Source organism: Flavobacterium circumlabens (assembly GCF_004345565.1).
GTDB classification, from domain to species: Bacteria; Bacteroidota; Bacteroidia; order Flavobacteriales; family Flavobacteriaceae; genus Flavobacterium; species Flavobacterium circumlabens.
This window is the reverse complement of sequence record NZ_SLWA01000001.1, coordinates 517,963-535,116: the sequence shown is the minus strand read 5'-3', so window position 1 is coordinate 535,116 and position 17,154 is coordinate 517,963. Positions and strand designations below refer to the sequence as shown.

General features: G+C 36.8%; 6 protein-coding genes and 1 pseudogene. 2 read left to right on the top strand and 5 right to left on the bottom strand.

Going from position 1 to position 17,154, the window contains the following annotated elements; genetic code table 11:
* Positions 1–91: 91 nt before the first annotated feature.
* Both leuC and EV142_RS02235 read right to left on the bottom strand, forming a co-directional pair.
* A complete protein-coding gene (leuC, locus tag EV142_RS02240; RefSeq protein WP_132032287.1) occupies positions 92–1,486 on the bottom strand; it encodes a 3-isopropylmalate dehydratase large subunit in 1,395 nt (464 codons plus the stop codon).
* Between the two features lie 536 nt (positions 1,487–2,022).
* On the bottom strand, positions 2,023–5,238 hold the full coding sequence (locus tag EV142_RS02235; RefSeq protein WP_132032285.1) for a T9SS type B sorting domain-containing protein: 3,216 nt from the start codon (positions 5,236–5,238) through the stop codon (positions 2,023–2,025).
* Between the two features lie 252 nt (positions 5,239–5,490).
* Here EV142_RS02235 and dnaE point away from each other — a divergent pair, with 252 nt between their 5' ends.
* Both dnaE and EV142_RS02225 read left to right on the top strand, forming a co-directional pair.
* Positions 5,491–10,029 carry a DNA polymerase III subunit alpha gene (gene dnaE / locus EV142_RS02230; protein WP_132032283.1) on the top strand — a complete coding sequence of 1,513 codons (4,539 nt, stop codon included), beginning with the start codon at positions 5,491–5,493 and terminating at the stop codon, positions 10,027–10,029.
* Positions 10,030–10,206: 177 nt separating this feature from the next.
* Entirely contained in the window at positions 10,207–11,175 is a 969-nt protein-coding gene (locus EV142_RS02225; protein WP_132032281.1) for an outer membrane beta-barrel protein, read from the top strand.
* Positions 11,176–11,312: 137 nt separating this feature from the next.
* Here EV142_RS02225 and EV142_RS02220 read toward each other — a convergent pair whose 3' ends face one another.
* The 3 genes and pseudogenes from EV142_RS02220 to EV142_RS02210 all read right to left on the bottom strand — a co-directional run bounded on the left by EV142_RS02220 (position 11,313) and on the right by EV142_RS02210 (position 17,085).
* A complete protein-coding gene (locus tag EV142_RS02220) occupies positions 11,313–12,305 on the bottom strand; it encodes a Gfo/Idh/MocA family protein (protein ID WP_132032279.1) in 993 nt (330 codons plus the stop codon).
* Positions 12,306–12,608: 303 nt separating this feature from the next.
* Positions 12,609–14,717, bottom strand: coding sequence for a prolyl oligopeptidase family serine peptidase (locus EV142_RS02215; RefSeq protein ID WP_132032277.1), 2,109 nt, complete (start codon positions 14,715–14,717; stop codon positions 12,609–12,611).
* 160 nt (positions 14,718–14,877) lie between these two features.
* Positions 14,878–17,085, bottom strand: a pseudogene (locus tag EV142_RS02210) (TonB-dependent receptor).
* Between the last annotated feature and the right edge of the window lie 69 nt (positions 17,086–17,154).

Here is a 17,154-nt window from a genome sequence, read left to right as displayed (position 1 = left end):
GTAGGCTGTAAGCTTTAGGCTTTTCTCTACAGCAATGTTTTTGTATTGATTTTTCAGCTTAAAGCCTAATGCTTAAAGCGTATAGCGAGAATTAAAATAAGTCTCTTGGGTCTGTAAGTTTACCTGTAACAGCGGCAGCGGCAGCCATAATTGGGCTTGCTAATAATGTTCTTGAGCCAGGACCCTGGCGACCTTCAAAGTTTCGGTTTGAAGTACTTACCGCATATTTTCCGGCAGGAACTTTATCATCGTTCATGGCTAAACATGCTGAGCACCCAGGCTGACGTAATACAAAACCGGCTTCAGTTAAAATATCCAATAAACCTTCTTCTTTAATCTGAGTTTCAACAACATGAGAACCGGGAACTAACCAGGCGGTAACATTATCTGCTTTTTTTCTTCCTTTAACAATTTCTGTAAAAGCTCTGAAATCTTCAATACGTCCGTTTGTACAGCTTCCTAAGAAAACATAATCAATTGGTTTTCCAATCATGACATCGTCTTCTTCGAAACCCATGTAGGCTAAAGATTTTTTATAGGTTTCCTCACCGCCTTCAACCTGATTGGCGTTCGGAATATGTTTAGAGATACCAATTCCCATTCCAGGGTTGGTACCATAAGTAATCATTGGTTCAATGTCTGAAGCTTTGATGTTTAGTTCGGCATCAAAAACAGCATCATCATCCGTTTTTAAAGTTTTCCAGTATTCAACTGCTTTGGTCCATGCTTCACCTTTTGGAGCGTATAATCTTCCTTCAAGGAAATCAAAAGTAGTCTGGTCCGGAGCGATCATTCCGCCGCGGGCACCCATTTCGATACTTAGGTTACAAACCGTCATACGGCCTTCCATAGTCATATTTTCAAAAACATCTCCGGCGTATTCAACAAAATATCCTGTACCTCCGGAAGTAGTCAATTGCGCAATAATATAAAGTGCGACGTCTTTTGGACCAACACCTTTGCTCAGTTCGCCATTTACGTTGATACGCATTTTCTTTGGTTTTGGCTGCATGATACACTGCGTAGAAAGTACCATCTCCACCTCAGAAGTTCCGATACCAAAAGCAATTGCTCCAAAGGCACCGTGAGTAGACGTGTGGGAATCCCCACAAACAATAGTGGCACCCGGCAAAGTAATTCCGTTTTCAGGACCCACTACGTGCACAATTCCATTTTTAATGTGACCTAATCCCCAGTGCGAAATTCCGTATTCGGCAGCATTATCTTCAAGGGCTTTAAGCTGATTGGCAGATAAAGCATCCTCCACTGGTAAATGTTGGTTTATGGTTGGTGTATTGTGATCGGCAGTTGCAAAAGTACGTTCCGGGTATAAAACCTTTACGTCTCTGGCTTTTAATCCTAAAAAAGCAACGGGACTTGTAACTTCATGAATGAAATGACGGTCAATAAAAAATACATCCGGTCCATCTTCAATTTTACGCACTACATGTGAATCCCATACTTTGTCAAATAATGTCTTACTCATTTTTTATTTTTTTTAATTGTAATTTCTAACCACAGCAATTTCCTGCTCATTATAATAGAAAAACAAAAGTAAAAAAAGATACAAGGGCGTCAATTTCAATATTTCATTATATACGATACCCAAACTGGAATACAAATTGTAATTGGCATTTATGCGCTTGGATTTTATCGAAAAAGGAATAGAAAATTGAATTTATTTTTCTTTTTCTGCTTAAAATATTTCTTGTTGTTTTTTGTTTTGATAGTTTGCAAAATTATCTTAAAATCACTACTAAACAGCATGTTTTGGTTGAAAAAATGCAACAAATTTGCCAAAAGTAGTAATGATTATCAGTTTTGATTTGTTTTTTGAATCTGTTGCCTGTAGGGTTTTGAAGGCTTAAAACAACAATCTTTAAAGATTTTTATTATTCTGAAATTTACCAAAATACTACGACATCCAAGAAGTATATTTTTATGAAAATTTATGATTTTTAAATGTGTTTTTAGAGTTGAATGAAGTTAATTTCAAAATTCTACTGACAGAATTTGAAATTTTTATCTTTTTAAAGAAAAATGACCTTTTTGAATTTGTCCGTCGCTAAATTTTATTTGAAACCAATAATCATCAGATAGTTGAGGAATACTGTTATACATCCCATCCCATGAAGGATGATTTTTAGTTAGTTCCTTTAAAAGTTTACCATATCTGTTAAAAATAAATATCGAATAGTCTTTCTCAGTTGAACCAAGTAATTGCCATGTATCATTATAACTATCTCCATTTGGAGTGAAAAATTTAGGATAATTGAGCAAGGATATTTTTTCTTCAAGAAATCCGCAGCCATTTAATTCTCTAACAAAAACAGTGTAATCTCCACCCGATAGATTGTTGAATATGTTTTCTTTTTGATATGAAGAACCGTCCAATGAGTATTCATATTGCAGGCCTGTATTTATTATAATTTCAAGACTACTGTTATCATTAAAATTATTTGTTTTAATCTGATAATTTGAAATATTAGAAACTGTTTTGATTGTAACTGTTATTTCAGCAGAATCTGTACCGCAATTTCCATTGTCTATTTTGTAGACATACGTTCCGGCTTTGTCCTGTAATGGATTAAATAATCCATCTACGCCTGATAAATTTGGAATCCAAAAACCACCGCGGTCCGGATTTCCTTTTAATTTGTCAAATAAATCTATAGAATTGCTGTTAATGCAAATAGAAACACTGCTGTTTTCGCCGGCATTTTGTATTTTAAAAATATTTACATTAACTTCAGCAATGCTGTTTTCGCATATTCCATTTGTTATTGTGTATTTGTAAATTCCCTCGGCATCTTTATTTGGGTCAAATATTCCATTTCCGCTTGATAAAGTCGGACTCCAGGTTCCGCTATTATTTGGAGAACCTTTTAAGCTATTAAATAAGTCTATTGGCTGACTATCTTTACAAATAGCTAAAGTTCCATTTTCTCCTGCGCTAAGATACGGAGTGATATTTATTTCTATTTCTGCACTAACATTGCTGCATTTCTCATTTGAAACCGTATAAACATATATTCCCGGTATATCTTTTTTAGGATCAAAAACACCTGTTCCACTAGATAAGACAGGATTCCATGTGCCTCCACTATCTGGTAAACCTTTTAAGATTGTAAATAAATCTATAGGGCTATTATTCACACAAACAGATAATTGATTGTTTTTACCTGCATTTGGTAATTTTTCAATATTCACTGTTATTTCGGAAGTGTCACTTGGGCAAGATTGATTAGTTAAAGTGTATTTGTAAACGCCGGCAGAATCTTTTTTAGGATCAAAAACACCAGTCCCGCTTGATAATGTAGGAGTCCATATTCCTCCGGCATCAGGTCTTCCTTTTAAAACAGTAAAGAGGTCTACAGCCCCGCTATTGATACAAATAGACAAATGGTTGTCTTCTCCGGTATTCGGTAACAATCCGGTAAAAACCTCTACTTGAGAGCTTTTAGTGCCGCATCTGCCATTAGTAACGATATAGGTATAAACTCCAGGCGCATCTGTTGCGGGATTAAAAATTCCGTTTCCCGTGGGTAAAACAGGATTCCATATTCCTCCTCTGTTTGGAGTTTCAGTTAAATAATTAAATAAATCTACAGGACTTTCACTAGTGCAAATATGTAAAAGCCCATTTTTACCGGCACTTAGTATATTAGTAATTTGAAAATCAAAAACACCATCGTTATTGTCGTCTAAAGGAGTAGTATAGCCGTTTACAACGGATGTAACAAGTCCGTTTGCATCAACGCTGTATGGTAAATTTCCTAAAAAACCATCTCCATCATTATCTTCAAAACCAGCTTCAATGACATCGAAACAGCCATCGTTATCGCTATCTAAATCTCGTAAGTCTGAAAATCCGTCTCCATCACTATCTCTGTTTTGGATTCCATTATTTTCTACGATATCCAGAATACCATCATTATCATCGTCAAGATCAACATCGTCAAGAATACCATCTCTGTCAAAATCTGGAATGCATTCTTGTTCTACTTCACTTTTATTGCTACATTTTGATGGATTTCCCATAATTTCTGTGAGGCCATTTTTGAGAGGTGAGGATAATAAATTACAAATAGCAGAACAATCGGTAAGGGATAGATTATAATTGATTTTGATTGATACATCATTTGATGAATAGTACTCTCCTACCCTTATTAAAGATTGAAGTCCTTCCAGTGTTTTTAAAGACGGATTGCCTCCAATAAGAAGAGCTCCAGATTCGGCTAAATTTTTTAATCCTTTAATGTTTTCTAGTTTTTCATTAATTCCAATATCTATAACTCCGGCTATTGATTTAAGATTATTCATGCCTTCAATTGACTCCAGACTGCTGTTATGTCTTATCATGAACCATCCGCCAATCGATTTTAATTTGTTAAAACCAGGTAGTTTAATTATTTCTGTTTCTGTAATTTCAAATCCTCCACCTATAATTTCTAAGTTCTCAAAGTCTGGAATTGTTTTTAATATTGGAGATCTAAAACCGGAAGGTGATATTTGAAAAAATCTGTTGATTTTCTTTAAATTTTTAAATCCATCAATAGAGACTAAGGAAGGAGAAGCAATTTTAAAATCGTTACCAATTGTTTCTAAAGTATTAAAGCTATTAATATTCTCCAAAACGGATGCGTAGGTATTTGTTATTGAAAGATCTCCACCGATTATTTTTAATGAATTAAAACTGGGAACCTGAGTTAAGCGTGAGTTATCGCTTAATATTAAGTTGCTGGTAATTTCAATTAGTTTATCAAAACCGGTAATCGTTTGTAAGCTCGGCTCGTAGATTTGAAAGTCTCCTTTGATAATTTCCAAATTTTCAAAAGCGTTAATTGTTTCTAATGGATTTCGGCTATTTTGATAAATATTCAAACTCCCGTTTATTGATTTTATTTTACTGAATCCAATTAAGTTTTTAATTAATGTGTTTGTAATTATTAAATTCCCACCAACAAATTCTAAATCTAAAAAATTAGAAACGTCAGTAATCTTATAAGAATTAACCATTAAATCACCTTCAATACTTTTAATTGAAGTGAGTTTTGAAATGTCGCTGACATCTCCGGAAATGTATAAATTTCCTGAGATAACTTCGCAATTGGGATATGAAGAAACAAAATTGTTAACATCTGACTGCTGAATGAACGCAATATTCCCTGATGGGCACTGAGAAAAAAGAAAGTGTGAAAAAAAGAAGGAGAATAAAAAAAGTAGTTTTTTTAACATGCAAAGTTTTCTTATAGTTGCCAAATATAATTTAATAATTTGAAGTTGTAATTTTTTATTGTACTAAGAGTTTTTTTTAATTAATCAATAAATTTCCGAAGCTACTTTTGTTAACAACTTTCGCCTCGTTATTTCTCCAAAAAAAGTGTAAATTTGAACTCCCTCCATTTTCTATAAGGCAATTTTTTATAATCCATATAATCAGATATTTATATGGGGAAGATTGGAATTTAATTTTTGCTATTTAAACTTATGTATTTAATATTCGATACCGAAACAACCGGATTACCAAAACGCTGGGATGCTCCCATAACCGATTCTGATAACTGGCCTCGCTGTATACAGATCGCATGGCAGCTGCATGACGAAATGGGGCAATTGATCGAACATCAGGATTATTTGGTAAAACCGGACGGATTCAACATTCCATATGATGCAGAACGTATTCACGGAATCTCGACTGAGCTTGCAGAAGCCGATGGAATTACGCTGGCCGAAGTTTTGGAGAAATTCAATATTGTTTTAGGCAAAACCAAATTTATTGTCGGACAGAATTTAGGTTTCGACGTTAACATTATGGGAGCCGAATTCCATAGATTGGGAGTTGATTCTCCAATGGCTTCAATGCCGGTTCTGGATACTTGTACAGAGGTTACTGCTTCTTTACTGCAGCTTCCCGGAGGTCGTGGAGGAAGGTTTAAGTTACCAACCCTGACAGAATTACATAGTTATCTTTTTAATAAACCGTTTGCAGAAGCACACAACGCAACTGCCGACGTTGAGGCAACTACGCGTTGTTTCCTGGAATTAATAAGAAGAGAGGTTTTTACCAAAGAAGAACTGGATGTTCCGAAGGATTATTTTAAGGAATTCCAAAATAGAAACCCACAAGAATTTCCGTTAATTGGTCTGAAACACATCAACTTAAAAGCAGCATCTGATAAAATCAGGGAGCAATTAAGAGCTTTAGAATCAGATGATAAACAAACGGTAGTTTCAGATTCTGACAGAGCAGATTTTAAAGCGGCAAAATATGCGCATTTACACAATCACACCCAGTTTTCGGTTTTACAATCTACTATAGGAATTGCCAATATTGTTTCGGCTACAGCCAAAAACGGAATGCCGGCCGTGGCAATGACCGATACAGGAAACATGATGGGGGCTTTTCACTTTGTGAGCGCTGTTATGAATCACAACAAAGCAGCTTCTGCGAAAAATAAAGCTTTGGCTGAAGCTGGAGAAGAGCCAACAGAAACGGAGATGAAACCAATCGTGGGTTGTGAATTTAATGTTTGCGACAACCATTTGGATAAAAGTAAAAAAGACAACGGTAATCAGGTTGTATTGCTTGCTAAAAACAAAAACGGTTATCATAATCTGGCCAAAATGTCGTCGATTGCGTTTACGGACGGATTTTATTATGTTCCGAGAATTGACCGCGCGATCGTAGAAAAATATAAAGAGGATATCATGGTTTTGTCCGGGAATTTATACGGAGAAATCCAGAGTAAAATCCTGAACGTCGGTGAAAATCAGGCCGAAGAAGCCTTAATTTGGTGGAAAGAGCAATTTGGCGATGACTTTTATCTTGAAGTCATGCGCCACAATCAGGAAGATGAGAATCGTGTCAATAAAACCCTGATTGAATTTTCTCAGAAGCACAATGTCAAGTTAATTGCCACAAACAATACCTATTATTTAAATAAAGAAGATGCCAATGCACACGACATTTTATTGTGTGTAAAAGACGGAGAAAAACAGGCGACACCAATTGGCCGTGGTCGTGGCTATCGTTACGGATTACCCAATCAGGAATATTATTTTAAGTCGCAGGAAGAGATGAAAAAGCTCTTTGCCGATTTGCCGGATGCGATTATCAATATTCAGGAAATTGTCGATAAGGTGGAGATTTACTCGCTTTATCGCGATGTATTGCTTCCGAAATTTGATATTCCGGAGGAATTTGTTGTTCCTGAAGATGAAGCGGATGGCGGTGTAAGAGGAGAGAATAAATACCTTCGACACCTTACTATGGTAGGTGCAAAAAAACGATATGGAGAAATTACGGAATCTATTCAGGAACGTTTGGATTTTGAGTTACTGACCATTTCGAATTCCGGATATCCGGGTTACTTTTTGATTGTACAGGATTTCATTGCCGAAGCCCGAAATATGGACGTTTCGGTAGGGCCGGGACGTGGATCTGCAGCGGGATCTGCCGTAGCCTATTGTTTAGGAATTACGAATATTGACCCGATTAAGTACGATTTGCTTTTTGAGCGTTTCCTGAATCCGGATCGTGTGTCCATGCCCGATATTGATATCGATTTTGATGATGAAGGCCGTGGACGCGTTATGGATTATGTAATCAATAAATACGGTAAAAATCAGGTGGCGCAAATTATTACCTATGGTAAAATGGCCACCAAGTCAGCGATTCGTGATACGGCTCGTGTACTGGATTTACCATTGTTTGAAGCCGATAGAATTGCAAAACTGATTCCGGCGATGATGCCTTCAAAATGGAATCTGGCACGTTTTATTTCTGAAAACGAAGATGAGGTTAAAAAAGCCCTTCGTTCGGATGAGTTTGATAATGTAAAAGAATTAATCGCCATTGCCAATGAAGATGATTTGGCAGGAGAAACCATTCAACAGGCAAAAATTCTGGAGGGATCGATGCGAAATACCGGAATTCACGCCTGTGGTGTAATTATTACGCCATCGGATATTACAAATTTCGTTCCCGTTACCACCGCAAAAGATTCTGATTTATATGTAACGCAGTTTGATAACTCGGTTGCAGAAAGTGCTGGATTACTAAAAATGGACTTCCTGGGTCTGAAGACCCTTACCTTAATAAAAGATACCGTTAAACTGGTAAAATATAGAAACGGAATTGATTTGGATCCGGATACATTTCCGATTGATGATGTTGAGACGTATGCGCTTTTCCAAAGAGGAGAAACAGTTGGAATCTTCCAGTACGAGTCGCCCGGAATGCAGAAATACATGAAGGACCTGAAGCCGACGGTTTTCGGAGATTTAATTGCCATGAACGCCTTGTATCGTCCGGGACCTTTAGAATATATTCCGTCTTTCGTAAGAAGAAAGAATGGGGAAGAAGAAATCAAATACGATTTAGATGCCTGTGAGGAATATCTGGGAGAAACCTACGGAATTACCGTTTACCAGGAGCAGGTAATGCTTTTGTCGCAATCGCTGGCTGACTTTACAAAAGGTGAAGCTGACGTTTTGCGTAAGGCGATGGGTAAGAAACAAAAAGACGTTCTGGATAAAATGAAACCTAAATTTGTGGAGCAGGCTGCAAAAAAAGGCCATGATGCAAAAATTCTGGAGAAAATCTGGAAAGACTGGGAAGCCTTTGCGAGTTACGCCTTTAACAAATCGCACTCGACTTGTTATGCCTGGATTGCGTATCAGACGGCTTATTTAAAAGCACATTATCCGGCAGAATATATGGCTGCGGTTCTTTCGAATAATATGAATGATATCAAACAAGTATCCTTTTTTATGGAAGAATGCAAACGAATGGGATTACAGGTTTTAGGGCCAGATGTAAACGAGTCGTTTTATAAATTCACCGTAAATGACGAATATGCGGTACGTTTTGGAATGGGTGCTATAAAAGGCGTCGGGTCCGGAGCTGTGGCAACAATTGTAGAGAATAGAAAAGAAGGGAAATATAAATCGATTTTTGATTTGGCGAAGCGTATCGATTTGCGTGCGGCCAATAAAAAAGCGATTGAAAATCTGGCTTTGGCCGGTGGTTTCGATTCGTTTGAAGGAACAACAAGAGCCCAATATTTTCATGATGATGGTGACGGAATTACCTTTTATGAAAAAGCAATTCGTTACGGATCTAAGTTTCAGGAAAATGAAAATTCATCGCAGGTAAGTTTGTTCGGGGAATCAAGTGAAGTTCAGATTGCCGAGCCTGTCGTTCCTCCATGTGAAGACTGGAGCACGATGGAAAAACTGGCCAAGGAAAAAGAAGTGGTTGGAATTTATATTTCCGGACATCCGCTGGACGATTTTAGATTTGAAATGAAATACTTCTGCAATGCCCGATTGGAAGCGCTAAAAAGTATGAATGAATATGTAGGTAAAAATCTAAATTTTGCCGGAATCATAAATAATGTGCAGCATCGTGTTGCTAAGAATGGAAAAGGCTGGGCTGTATTTAATTTAGAAGGATATGATGAAAGTTATGAGTTTAAGATTTTTGGCGAGGAATACTTAAAGTTTCGCCATTTCCTGATTCAGAATAATTTTGCTTTCCTTAAAATAGTAATAAAAGATGGCTGGGTAAATCATGATACCGGTAAAAAATCGGATCCGAGAATGCAGTTTGTTGAGATCAGGCAATTGCAGGATATTCTGGAAGCCTTTGCCAAAAAATTGGTTTTATTGCTGAACATTAAAGACCTGCAAACTGAATTTATTCATAAACTGAGCCATTTATTTAATGAGAATAAAGGAGATAATACTGTGACTTTTGAAATCATGGAATTAGAAAATATAAAACGTTTGGTTGCGGTTGAAACTCCAACTGATTTTGAAGGAACTGATGATGCTGTTTTTGAACAAGAAAACGATAGTGACGATACCCCGCTGGAAGAAACTAAAATTCAGGAAGTAAATGAAGTTGAAGAAATTAAGGTCGTGACCAAATTAACGATGCCAAGTCGCCGATTAAAGATTAAAATTTCGACAGAACTATTACAGGAATTAGAGAAAATGCAGGTAAATTTCAAGTTGAATTAAATTTTAACAGTTAAAATTTAAAAGGATGCGTTTTTTTTTAGTTAAAAATATGCATGCATAATACTTTTTTAGTAATATTGCTCCAAATTACAACGATTTCGCTACAAGTCTAACGAAGCAAACTGTAAGATTGTGTTAAAATAATCTAAGTTTGTATAAATTAATTAAATCAGAATTATGAAAAAGAACCTATTTTTATTAGGATTATTAGTTTGCTCTATGGCCACAATGGCGCAAACAGAAAAAGCAGACAAACCAGAAAGCTGGTATTTTAAATTGGGAGGGTCATATTTTAACCAAACGGCTTCAACTGAATTTCCAGTTGTTGGAGGTCAATTGCCAAACAGAGATGTTTATGCAGGTACTTTAGCAAATAATAAATTAGTATCCAGAGAAAGTGTTACCGGGTCTTTTGGACAAGGTTTCAGAAGTGGAATTACAGCAGGTTATAGATTTTCTGCACGTTTAGGGGTTGAGATGGCAGCAAACTATTATGTTAGTAATGAAAAGACTATGTCTCAAACAACAAATAGACTTATTTCATACAATCCAGCTAACAGTCCGGCAGCTACATACGTAAGTTTTACCGCAGAAGGAGAAATTAAAGCTTTTGATTTAGCTCCGGCAATTGTAATGTTTTTAGGTGAATCTCATGGATTTGAACCTTATACTAAAGTTGGAATTATTGTTCCGATTCATGGTACATTAGATATTAAAACAGATAGACAATACACTACGTTTGTAGGTGCTAATCAGGTTGCTTCAACAGATGCATATTCAAAAGATGTAGTTAAGCCAAATCCAACACTTGGATTTATGGCTTCGTTAGGGACTTCTTATAAGTTAGGAAAACATATTTCTGCTTTCGCAGAATTAGAATACCGTAACTTTACTGTACATGGGAAAACTAAAGAAACAGAAGTATATACTGAAAATGGTGTAGATAAATTAAATACTACAACAAACTTTAGAGTAGCTTCTTATTCTGCAACTCATACTAAATATGTTGATCATTTAGATGGAAGCTCTAATAATAAAGATTATAATCCAACAGGATATGATTCTACTAAACCAATGAACGAACTAAGTTCTTACGTTGGAATTTCAGGTTTAGGTTTGACTTTAGGTCTTAAATACAGCTTGTAATTTTATAAAGTTTATAGTTTTTAGCAAAAAGAGGATATTCATTTCGAATATCCTCTTTTTGCTTTTACTAATATTATTGAAATTTCAAATCTTTAAAATTCCAAATTCCAAGTTTTATTTCTTGTGATTTCTTTATTCTATTTCGAATTTCGAATTTCCTTCAGCACTTCATCAATAACCCAGGTTGTTCTTGCTGCTGAGGTTCCTTTTGAAGGAGAAACTCCTTCGTTACCTAAAAGTTCTGCAACAACCGTTTCGATAAAAGGCTGCTGAATGTGAAGTGGATTTTCGATCGTAATACTTTCTTGTTCACCATTTGTATATTGAATAAGTATTGGATCATTTCCGAAAGTTGAAAAAGAGATTTTTCCCTTATCACCTACGATGTCAGTATTGTCATAACGCTCAAAACTCGCAAAATTCCATAAACCGGTTCCGTGAATTCCGTTTTCGAATAAAAACGACATCGAAACCGAATCTTCTGCAGGATACGCTTGAAGCTGAGAACTTGCATGCCCGCGAACGGATTGAATTGGCCCCAATACAAAATCCAGAAAATCCAGAGTGTGGCACGCTAAATCGACAAATATTCCACCGCCTGAAATGTGTGGCAAAACGGTCCAGGGCAAATTGATTTCATCATCGTAACGTTCTTCAAAAGGATGATATAAAACGCAATTTACATGTCTTACAGCTCCTATTTTCCCTTGGTCGATTAACTCTTTTATTTTTAGGAATCGGGGTAAGCTTCTTCTGTAATAAGCGACAAATAAAGGGACATTGTGCTCTTTGCAAACGCTTATCATTTCGTTGCATTCTTCAAACGTGAGCGCCATCGGTTTTTCTACATAAACCGGTTTTCCGGCTTTGGCGCACAAAATTGTATATTCTTTATGAGAGGATGGAGGAGTAGCAATATAAACGGCATCGACTTCGGGATCGTTAATTAAATCTACGGCATTCGAATACCATCTTGCCACATTATGGCGTTTGGCGTAATCTTCGGCAAGGGCAGCGTCTCTGCGCATTACGGCTACTAAGGCTGAGTTTGGAGTTTTCTGGAAAGCAGGTCCGCTTTTTACTTCGGTTACATTACCACAGCCTATAATTCCCCATTTTACAATTTTCATTTTTCTGGTTTTTTAGTTATTTCAAATTTAAAAAAAGGTTTCCCACTAATGGCACGAATTTTCGCGAATTATTTATTTTGTAGCTGAGTAAAAAAATTCAGTTGCTCATGCATGAATTATTTTTTCTCGCAGATCTTGCAGATTTAGCAGATTCTGTTGGGAAAAAATCCGCTAAATCTGCAAGATCTGCGGGAGTAAATTATAATAAAAATTCAAAAAGAATAGCCACGATTTACACATTCCCATGGAATTTAAATTCGTGAAAATTGGTGTAATTCGTGGCTAAAAAAAACTAAGCTTTATTTACTTTTTGGGTAAAGCCGTAAATCCCATATTGTAAAGCGTGAATGCCTGAATGTCTACATTTTCCTGAATGGTGGCCGCAACAGATTTTCCTGCTCCATGACCTGCTTTTACATCAATACGGATTAAAACAGGATTGTCTCCGGTTTGTTTTTCCTGTAATTCGGCAGCAAATTTAAAACTGTGCGCAGGAACAACACGATCATCATGGTCTCCTGTAGTTACCATAGTTGCCGGATAATGAACTCCTTTTTTAACGTTTTGAACCGGTGAGTATCCTTTTAGGTATTCAAACATTTCTTTGCTGTCCTGAGCAGTTCCGTAGTCAAAAGCCCAACCCGCTCCGGCAGTAAAAGCGTTATAACGCAACATGTCCATAACCCCAACAGCCGGTAAAGCTACTTTCATCAAATCAGGACGCTGAGTCATAGTGGCGCCTACTAATAATCCTCCGTTTGAACCTCCGCGAATGGCTAAGAAATCGGATGAAGTATATTTTTGGGCAATCAGATATTCAGCAGCAGCAATGAAATCATCAAATACATTTTGCTTTTTCAGCTTCGTTCCTGCATCATGCCATTTTTTACCGTATTCGCCTCCGCCTCTTAAATTGGCAACAGCGTATACGCCTCCGTTTTCCATCCAGACTGCATTTGCAATGCTGAAACCTGGCGTCAGGCTAATATTAAATCCACCATAACCGTAAAGAATCGTTGGGTTTTTACCGTCTAATTTTAATCCCTTTTTATAGGTAATAATCATGGGTATTTTTGTGCCGTCTTTTGAAGTGTAGAAAACCTGTTTTGATTCGTAATCCTCGCTTTTAAAGTCTACTACCGGTTTTTGATAAATTTCTGATTTTCCGGATTTAGGATCAAAAGAAAAGATAGTTCCCGGAGTGGTATAATTGGTAAAGCTGTAGTAAAGAACCTTTTCTTCCTTTTTTCCTCCAAATCCTCCGGCAGTTCCAACAGCAGGAAGTTTGATTTCACGAACTAATTTTCCGTTATAATCATATTGTAATACTAATGAAACAGCATCTTTGGTATAATTCGCAAAGAAATATCCTGAACCGGTTGAGGGAGCTAAAACATTTTCAGTTTCTTTAATGAAATCTTTCCAGTTTTCCGGTTTCGGGTTACTGACATCTACGGTAACAATTCGTTTGTTAGGCGCGCCTAAATCAGTATCAATAAACAATTTACCGCCTTCATTTTCAATAATCTGATTGTCGCTGTTAAAGTTGTCAACAATAGTAACAATCGGACTGTCCGGTTTGGATAAATCTTTAATGTACAATTCGTTTCCGTAAGTAGAATTTGCTGCCGAGATAATCAGGTATCGATCATCTTCTGTAACAGAACCACCAACATATCTTCTTTTCTGCTCTGCTCCAAAAATTATTTTATCGTCTTTTTGTGAAGTTCCTAATTTGTGGAAATACAGCTTATGCTGATCTGTTTTGGCAGATAATTCGCTTCCTTTCGGTTTATCATAGCTGGAATAGTAAAAACCTTCATTTCCTAACCAGGAAACACCGCTAAATTTCACATCGACAATGGTGTCTTCTAAAACTTTTTTCGAAACAGCATCAACGATAATAACTTTTCTCCAGTCGCTTCCTCCTTCAGAAATGGAATACGCTGCTTTTGATCCGTCTTTAGAGAAATTTAAACCGCCAAGAGAAGTAGTTCCGTCTTTCGAAAAAGTATTGGGATCTAAAAAGATTTCATCTTTACCCTTTTCTCCTTTTCTATAAATCACAGATTGATTCTGAAGTCCGTTATTTTTAGAATAGGATGTGAATTTTCCTTCTGTAAACGGAGCGCCTATTTTCTCGAAATTCCAAAGTTTTTCCATTCGTTTTTTAAGCGCTTCGCGAAATGGAATTTTATCTAAATAACCGTAAGTCACTTCATTTTCAGCCTTTACCCAAGCTCCTGTTTCGATTGATTTATCATCTTCAAGCCAGCGATACGGATCATTTACTTTGGTCTCGAAGTACGTATCGATTGTTTCTCCTTTTTTGGTTTCGGGATATTTAATTTTATTTTGTCCGAATGAAATTCCTGCAGTAGTAATAGCCATTATAAGAATTGTTTTTTTCATCGTTAAGGTTTATGGTTGTAACAAAAATAGCACTTTTTGTGTGAGGATTAAAAAATTAACCGCAAAGAACGCCAACTAATATCGCAAGGTTCGCAAAGTTTTATTTTAAACTTTGCGAACCTTGCGAAAAATACTTGCGAACCTTGCGGTTAAGAAAAAATTACAAGTTGAAATTAACTCCCAGAACAATGTTTCTTCCAATATTGGGAACACCGTCTGTTTTTAATCTGGAGAGATGTGCAATGTATTTTTTATCGAATAAATTATTTCCATTCAGGTTGATGTCGAAAGCGGTTTTCCCTAGCTTAACCGTTCCTCCAAAACCTAAATTTACTAATGTATACCCTTTTGAAGCAGTCTCAAAACCACTCACATTATCCTGATCAAAAGTAGACGAAACGTTCAGGGATGCAAATCCTTCCTCCAGCCAATTTTTGATTTTGAACTCCGTTCTAAGCGTATTATTCCAGTTATTAGCCGGAATTAAAGGCAAATAATCCTTATTGTCTTTTTTACCGGTTACCGTTTCAAAACTGGTTTCAAAATGCAGCCAGTCCAGCGGGTGCGGGTGGAAGTGAAATCCAACTTCACCACCGTACAGTTTGGCATTGTCCTGAATATAGGCAAAAACATCATTGTCTTCTAAGGTTTGCCCTGTTGGAGAAGTGTAGATATAGTTGTTTATATGATTGTAAAATCCGTTGATGAAAAACTCAAAATGCGAATTTTTATATTCCAGATTCAAATCCGTCTGAACGTTTTGCTCGGTTTTTAAAGCCGCGTTTCCAATCTCTTATCTGTTGGTTCCTTCATGCACACCATTTGAAGTTAATTCAGCTAAGTTTGGTGCTCTGAATCCGGTGGCCACATTTAAGCGAAGCGTCAGGGGCTCAGCCAGTTTTGTTTTGTAGCCTAATGAAGCATTAAAACTGTCAAACGAGCGGTCTAAAGCCTGAAAATAACCTTCTTCGTCCACAATTCCGTGAGCCTCAGAGCTTACGTTTCGATTGTCAAAACGCAATCCGGCCTGGATAACACTATTGTTCCATTCGTAATTGGCAGTTCCAAAAACGCCAAAATCATTGGTAGTGGCATCCGGAATCAAATATTCTTCACCTGAATTGGTATTCGTCTGATGCATTCCCTGTACGCCAAGAATGGTTTCAATTTTACCAAATTTCGGGAAATGATATTTTACATTATAATTCAAAGTGTTCAGCTTCATGTGTAAAGACGCAACATTACTGTCTTCAAATTCACTTCGGTCATTGGAAATATAACCCAAATCAACATCTAATTTCGAATTTTCAAAAAAGATCACATTGTTTAAACTCAATAAGTGATTGAAAATTCCCTGTCTCGGAAATTGTGTGTCTTTACTTGAAGATTGTTCCGCGATTCCGTCTTCCGGAATACCAATATCCAATTTATTGTAATTGTATCGTAATACACTGGAGAAATTGGAGTTACTGTACCCGATTCCGGTTTTAAAATCAGTTTCGTTGTAACGTGAATTGGTCACGCGGTCTCCGTCGGCAATTTTATAATCGGAATGTGTGTTGAAACTTCCGCGGGCTAAAAATTTCCAGTTGTCTGTAGACGTTTTTAGTCCAATAGATGAATTACTTCCCTGTGTATTGGTAAAGTATTTTTGACTGAAATTGGCTTTAAACGTATTCGCATCAGCAAATTTTTCAGGATTAAAGTATAAAACCCCGCCCAAAGCATCCGATCCGTACAATAAAGAAGCTGGGCCTTTAATGACTTCAACGCTTTCGATTCCGGCATCATTTAAACCTAATCCATGTTCGTCTCCAAACTGTTGATTTTCGATACGAACACCCTGGGAATACACCAAAACACGATTACCGCTAAGACCTCTGATGACCGGTTTCCCGATAGAAGTTCCAGTTGAAATCTGAGAAACTCCGGGAATGGTTGCCAGACCTTCGATTAAAGTTGAGGTTCCTTTTTGCTGTAATGTTTTGATGCTTTCATGTTCCACTTTCATTACGTTTTGCGATTGCAGTTTATTGAAAGGCGTAGATACAATTACTTCATCCATCTCAAAGATAGACTCCGGTAATGTGACGTCCAGCGTATTCTCTTTTAGTAGTTTGGCAATCGTTTTGTTTTGCGTGGTGTAGCCGACAAAAGTAAAAGAAAGGCGTAAACTTCCGTTTGGAAGATTCGTAAATTCATATTTTCCGTTGACGTCAGTGGTGGTGCCTTTATGTAATTCCGGAGCATAAACAGAGACTCCCGGCATTGGCTGGTTTTGAAGATCGGATACGGTTCCGGACACGGAATTTTGAGCTGAAAGCAGCCCTGAAAACCCTAAAATAAGGGCTAATATCATTTTTTTCATTTGAAAATGATGCTATAGTTAAATGGATTTTTCTTTTAAAATAAACACCAAAATAATAGTAGAGTCTGC

Coding starts and splice junctions, on each gene's coding strand:
- leuC (WP_132032287.1), bottom strand. CDS start 1,486: ATGAGTAAGACATTATTTGACAAAGTATGGGATTCACATGTAGTGCGT.
- EV142_RS02235 (WP_132032285.1), bottom strand. CDS start 5,238: ATGTTAAAAAAACTACTTTTTTTATTCTCCTTCTTTTTTTCACACTTT.
- dnaE (WP_132032283.1), top strand. CDS start 5,491: ATGTATTTAATATTCGATACCGAAACAACCGGATTACCAAAACGCTGG.
- EV142_RS02225 (WP_132032281.1), top strand. CDS start 10,207: ATGAAAAAGAACCTATTTTTATTAGGATTATTAGTTTGCTCTATGGCC.
- EV142_RS02220 (WP_132032279.1), bottom strand. CDS start 12,305: ATGAAAATTGTAAAATGGGGAATTATAGGCTGTGGTAATGTAACCGAA.
- EV142_RS02215 (WP_132032277.1), bottom strand. CDS start 14,717: ATGAAAAAAACAATTCTTATAATGGCTATTACTACTGCAGGAATTTCA.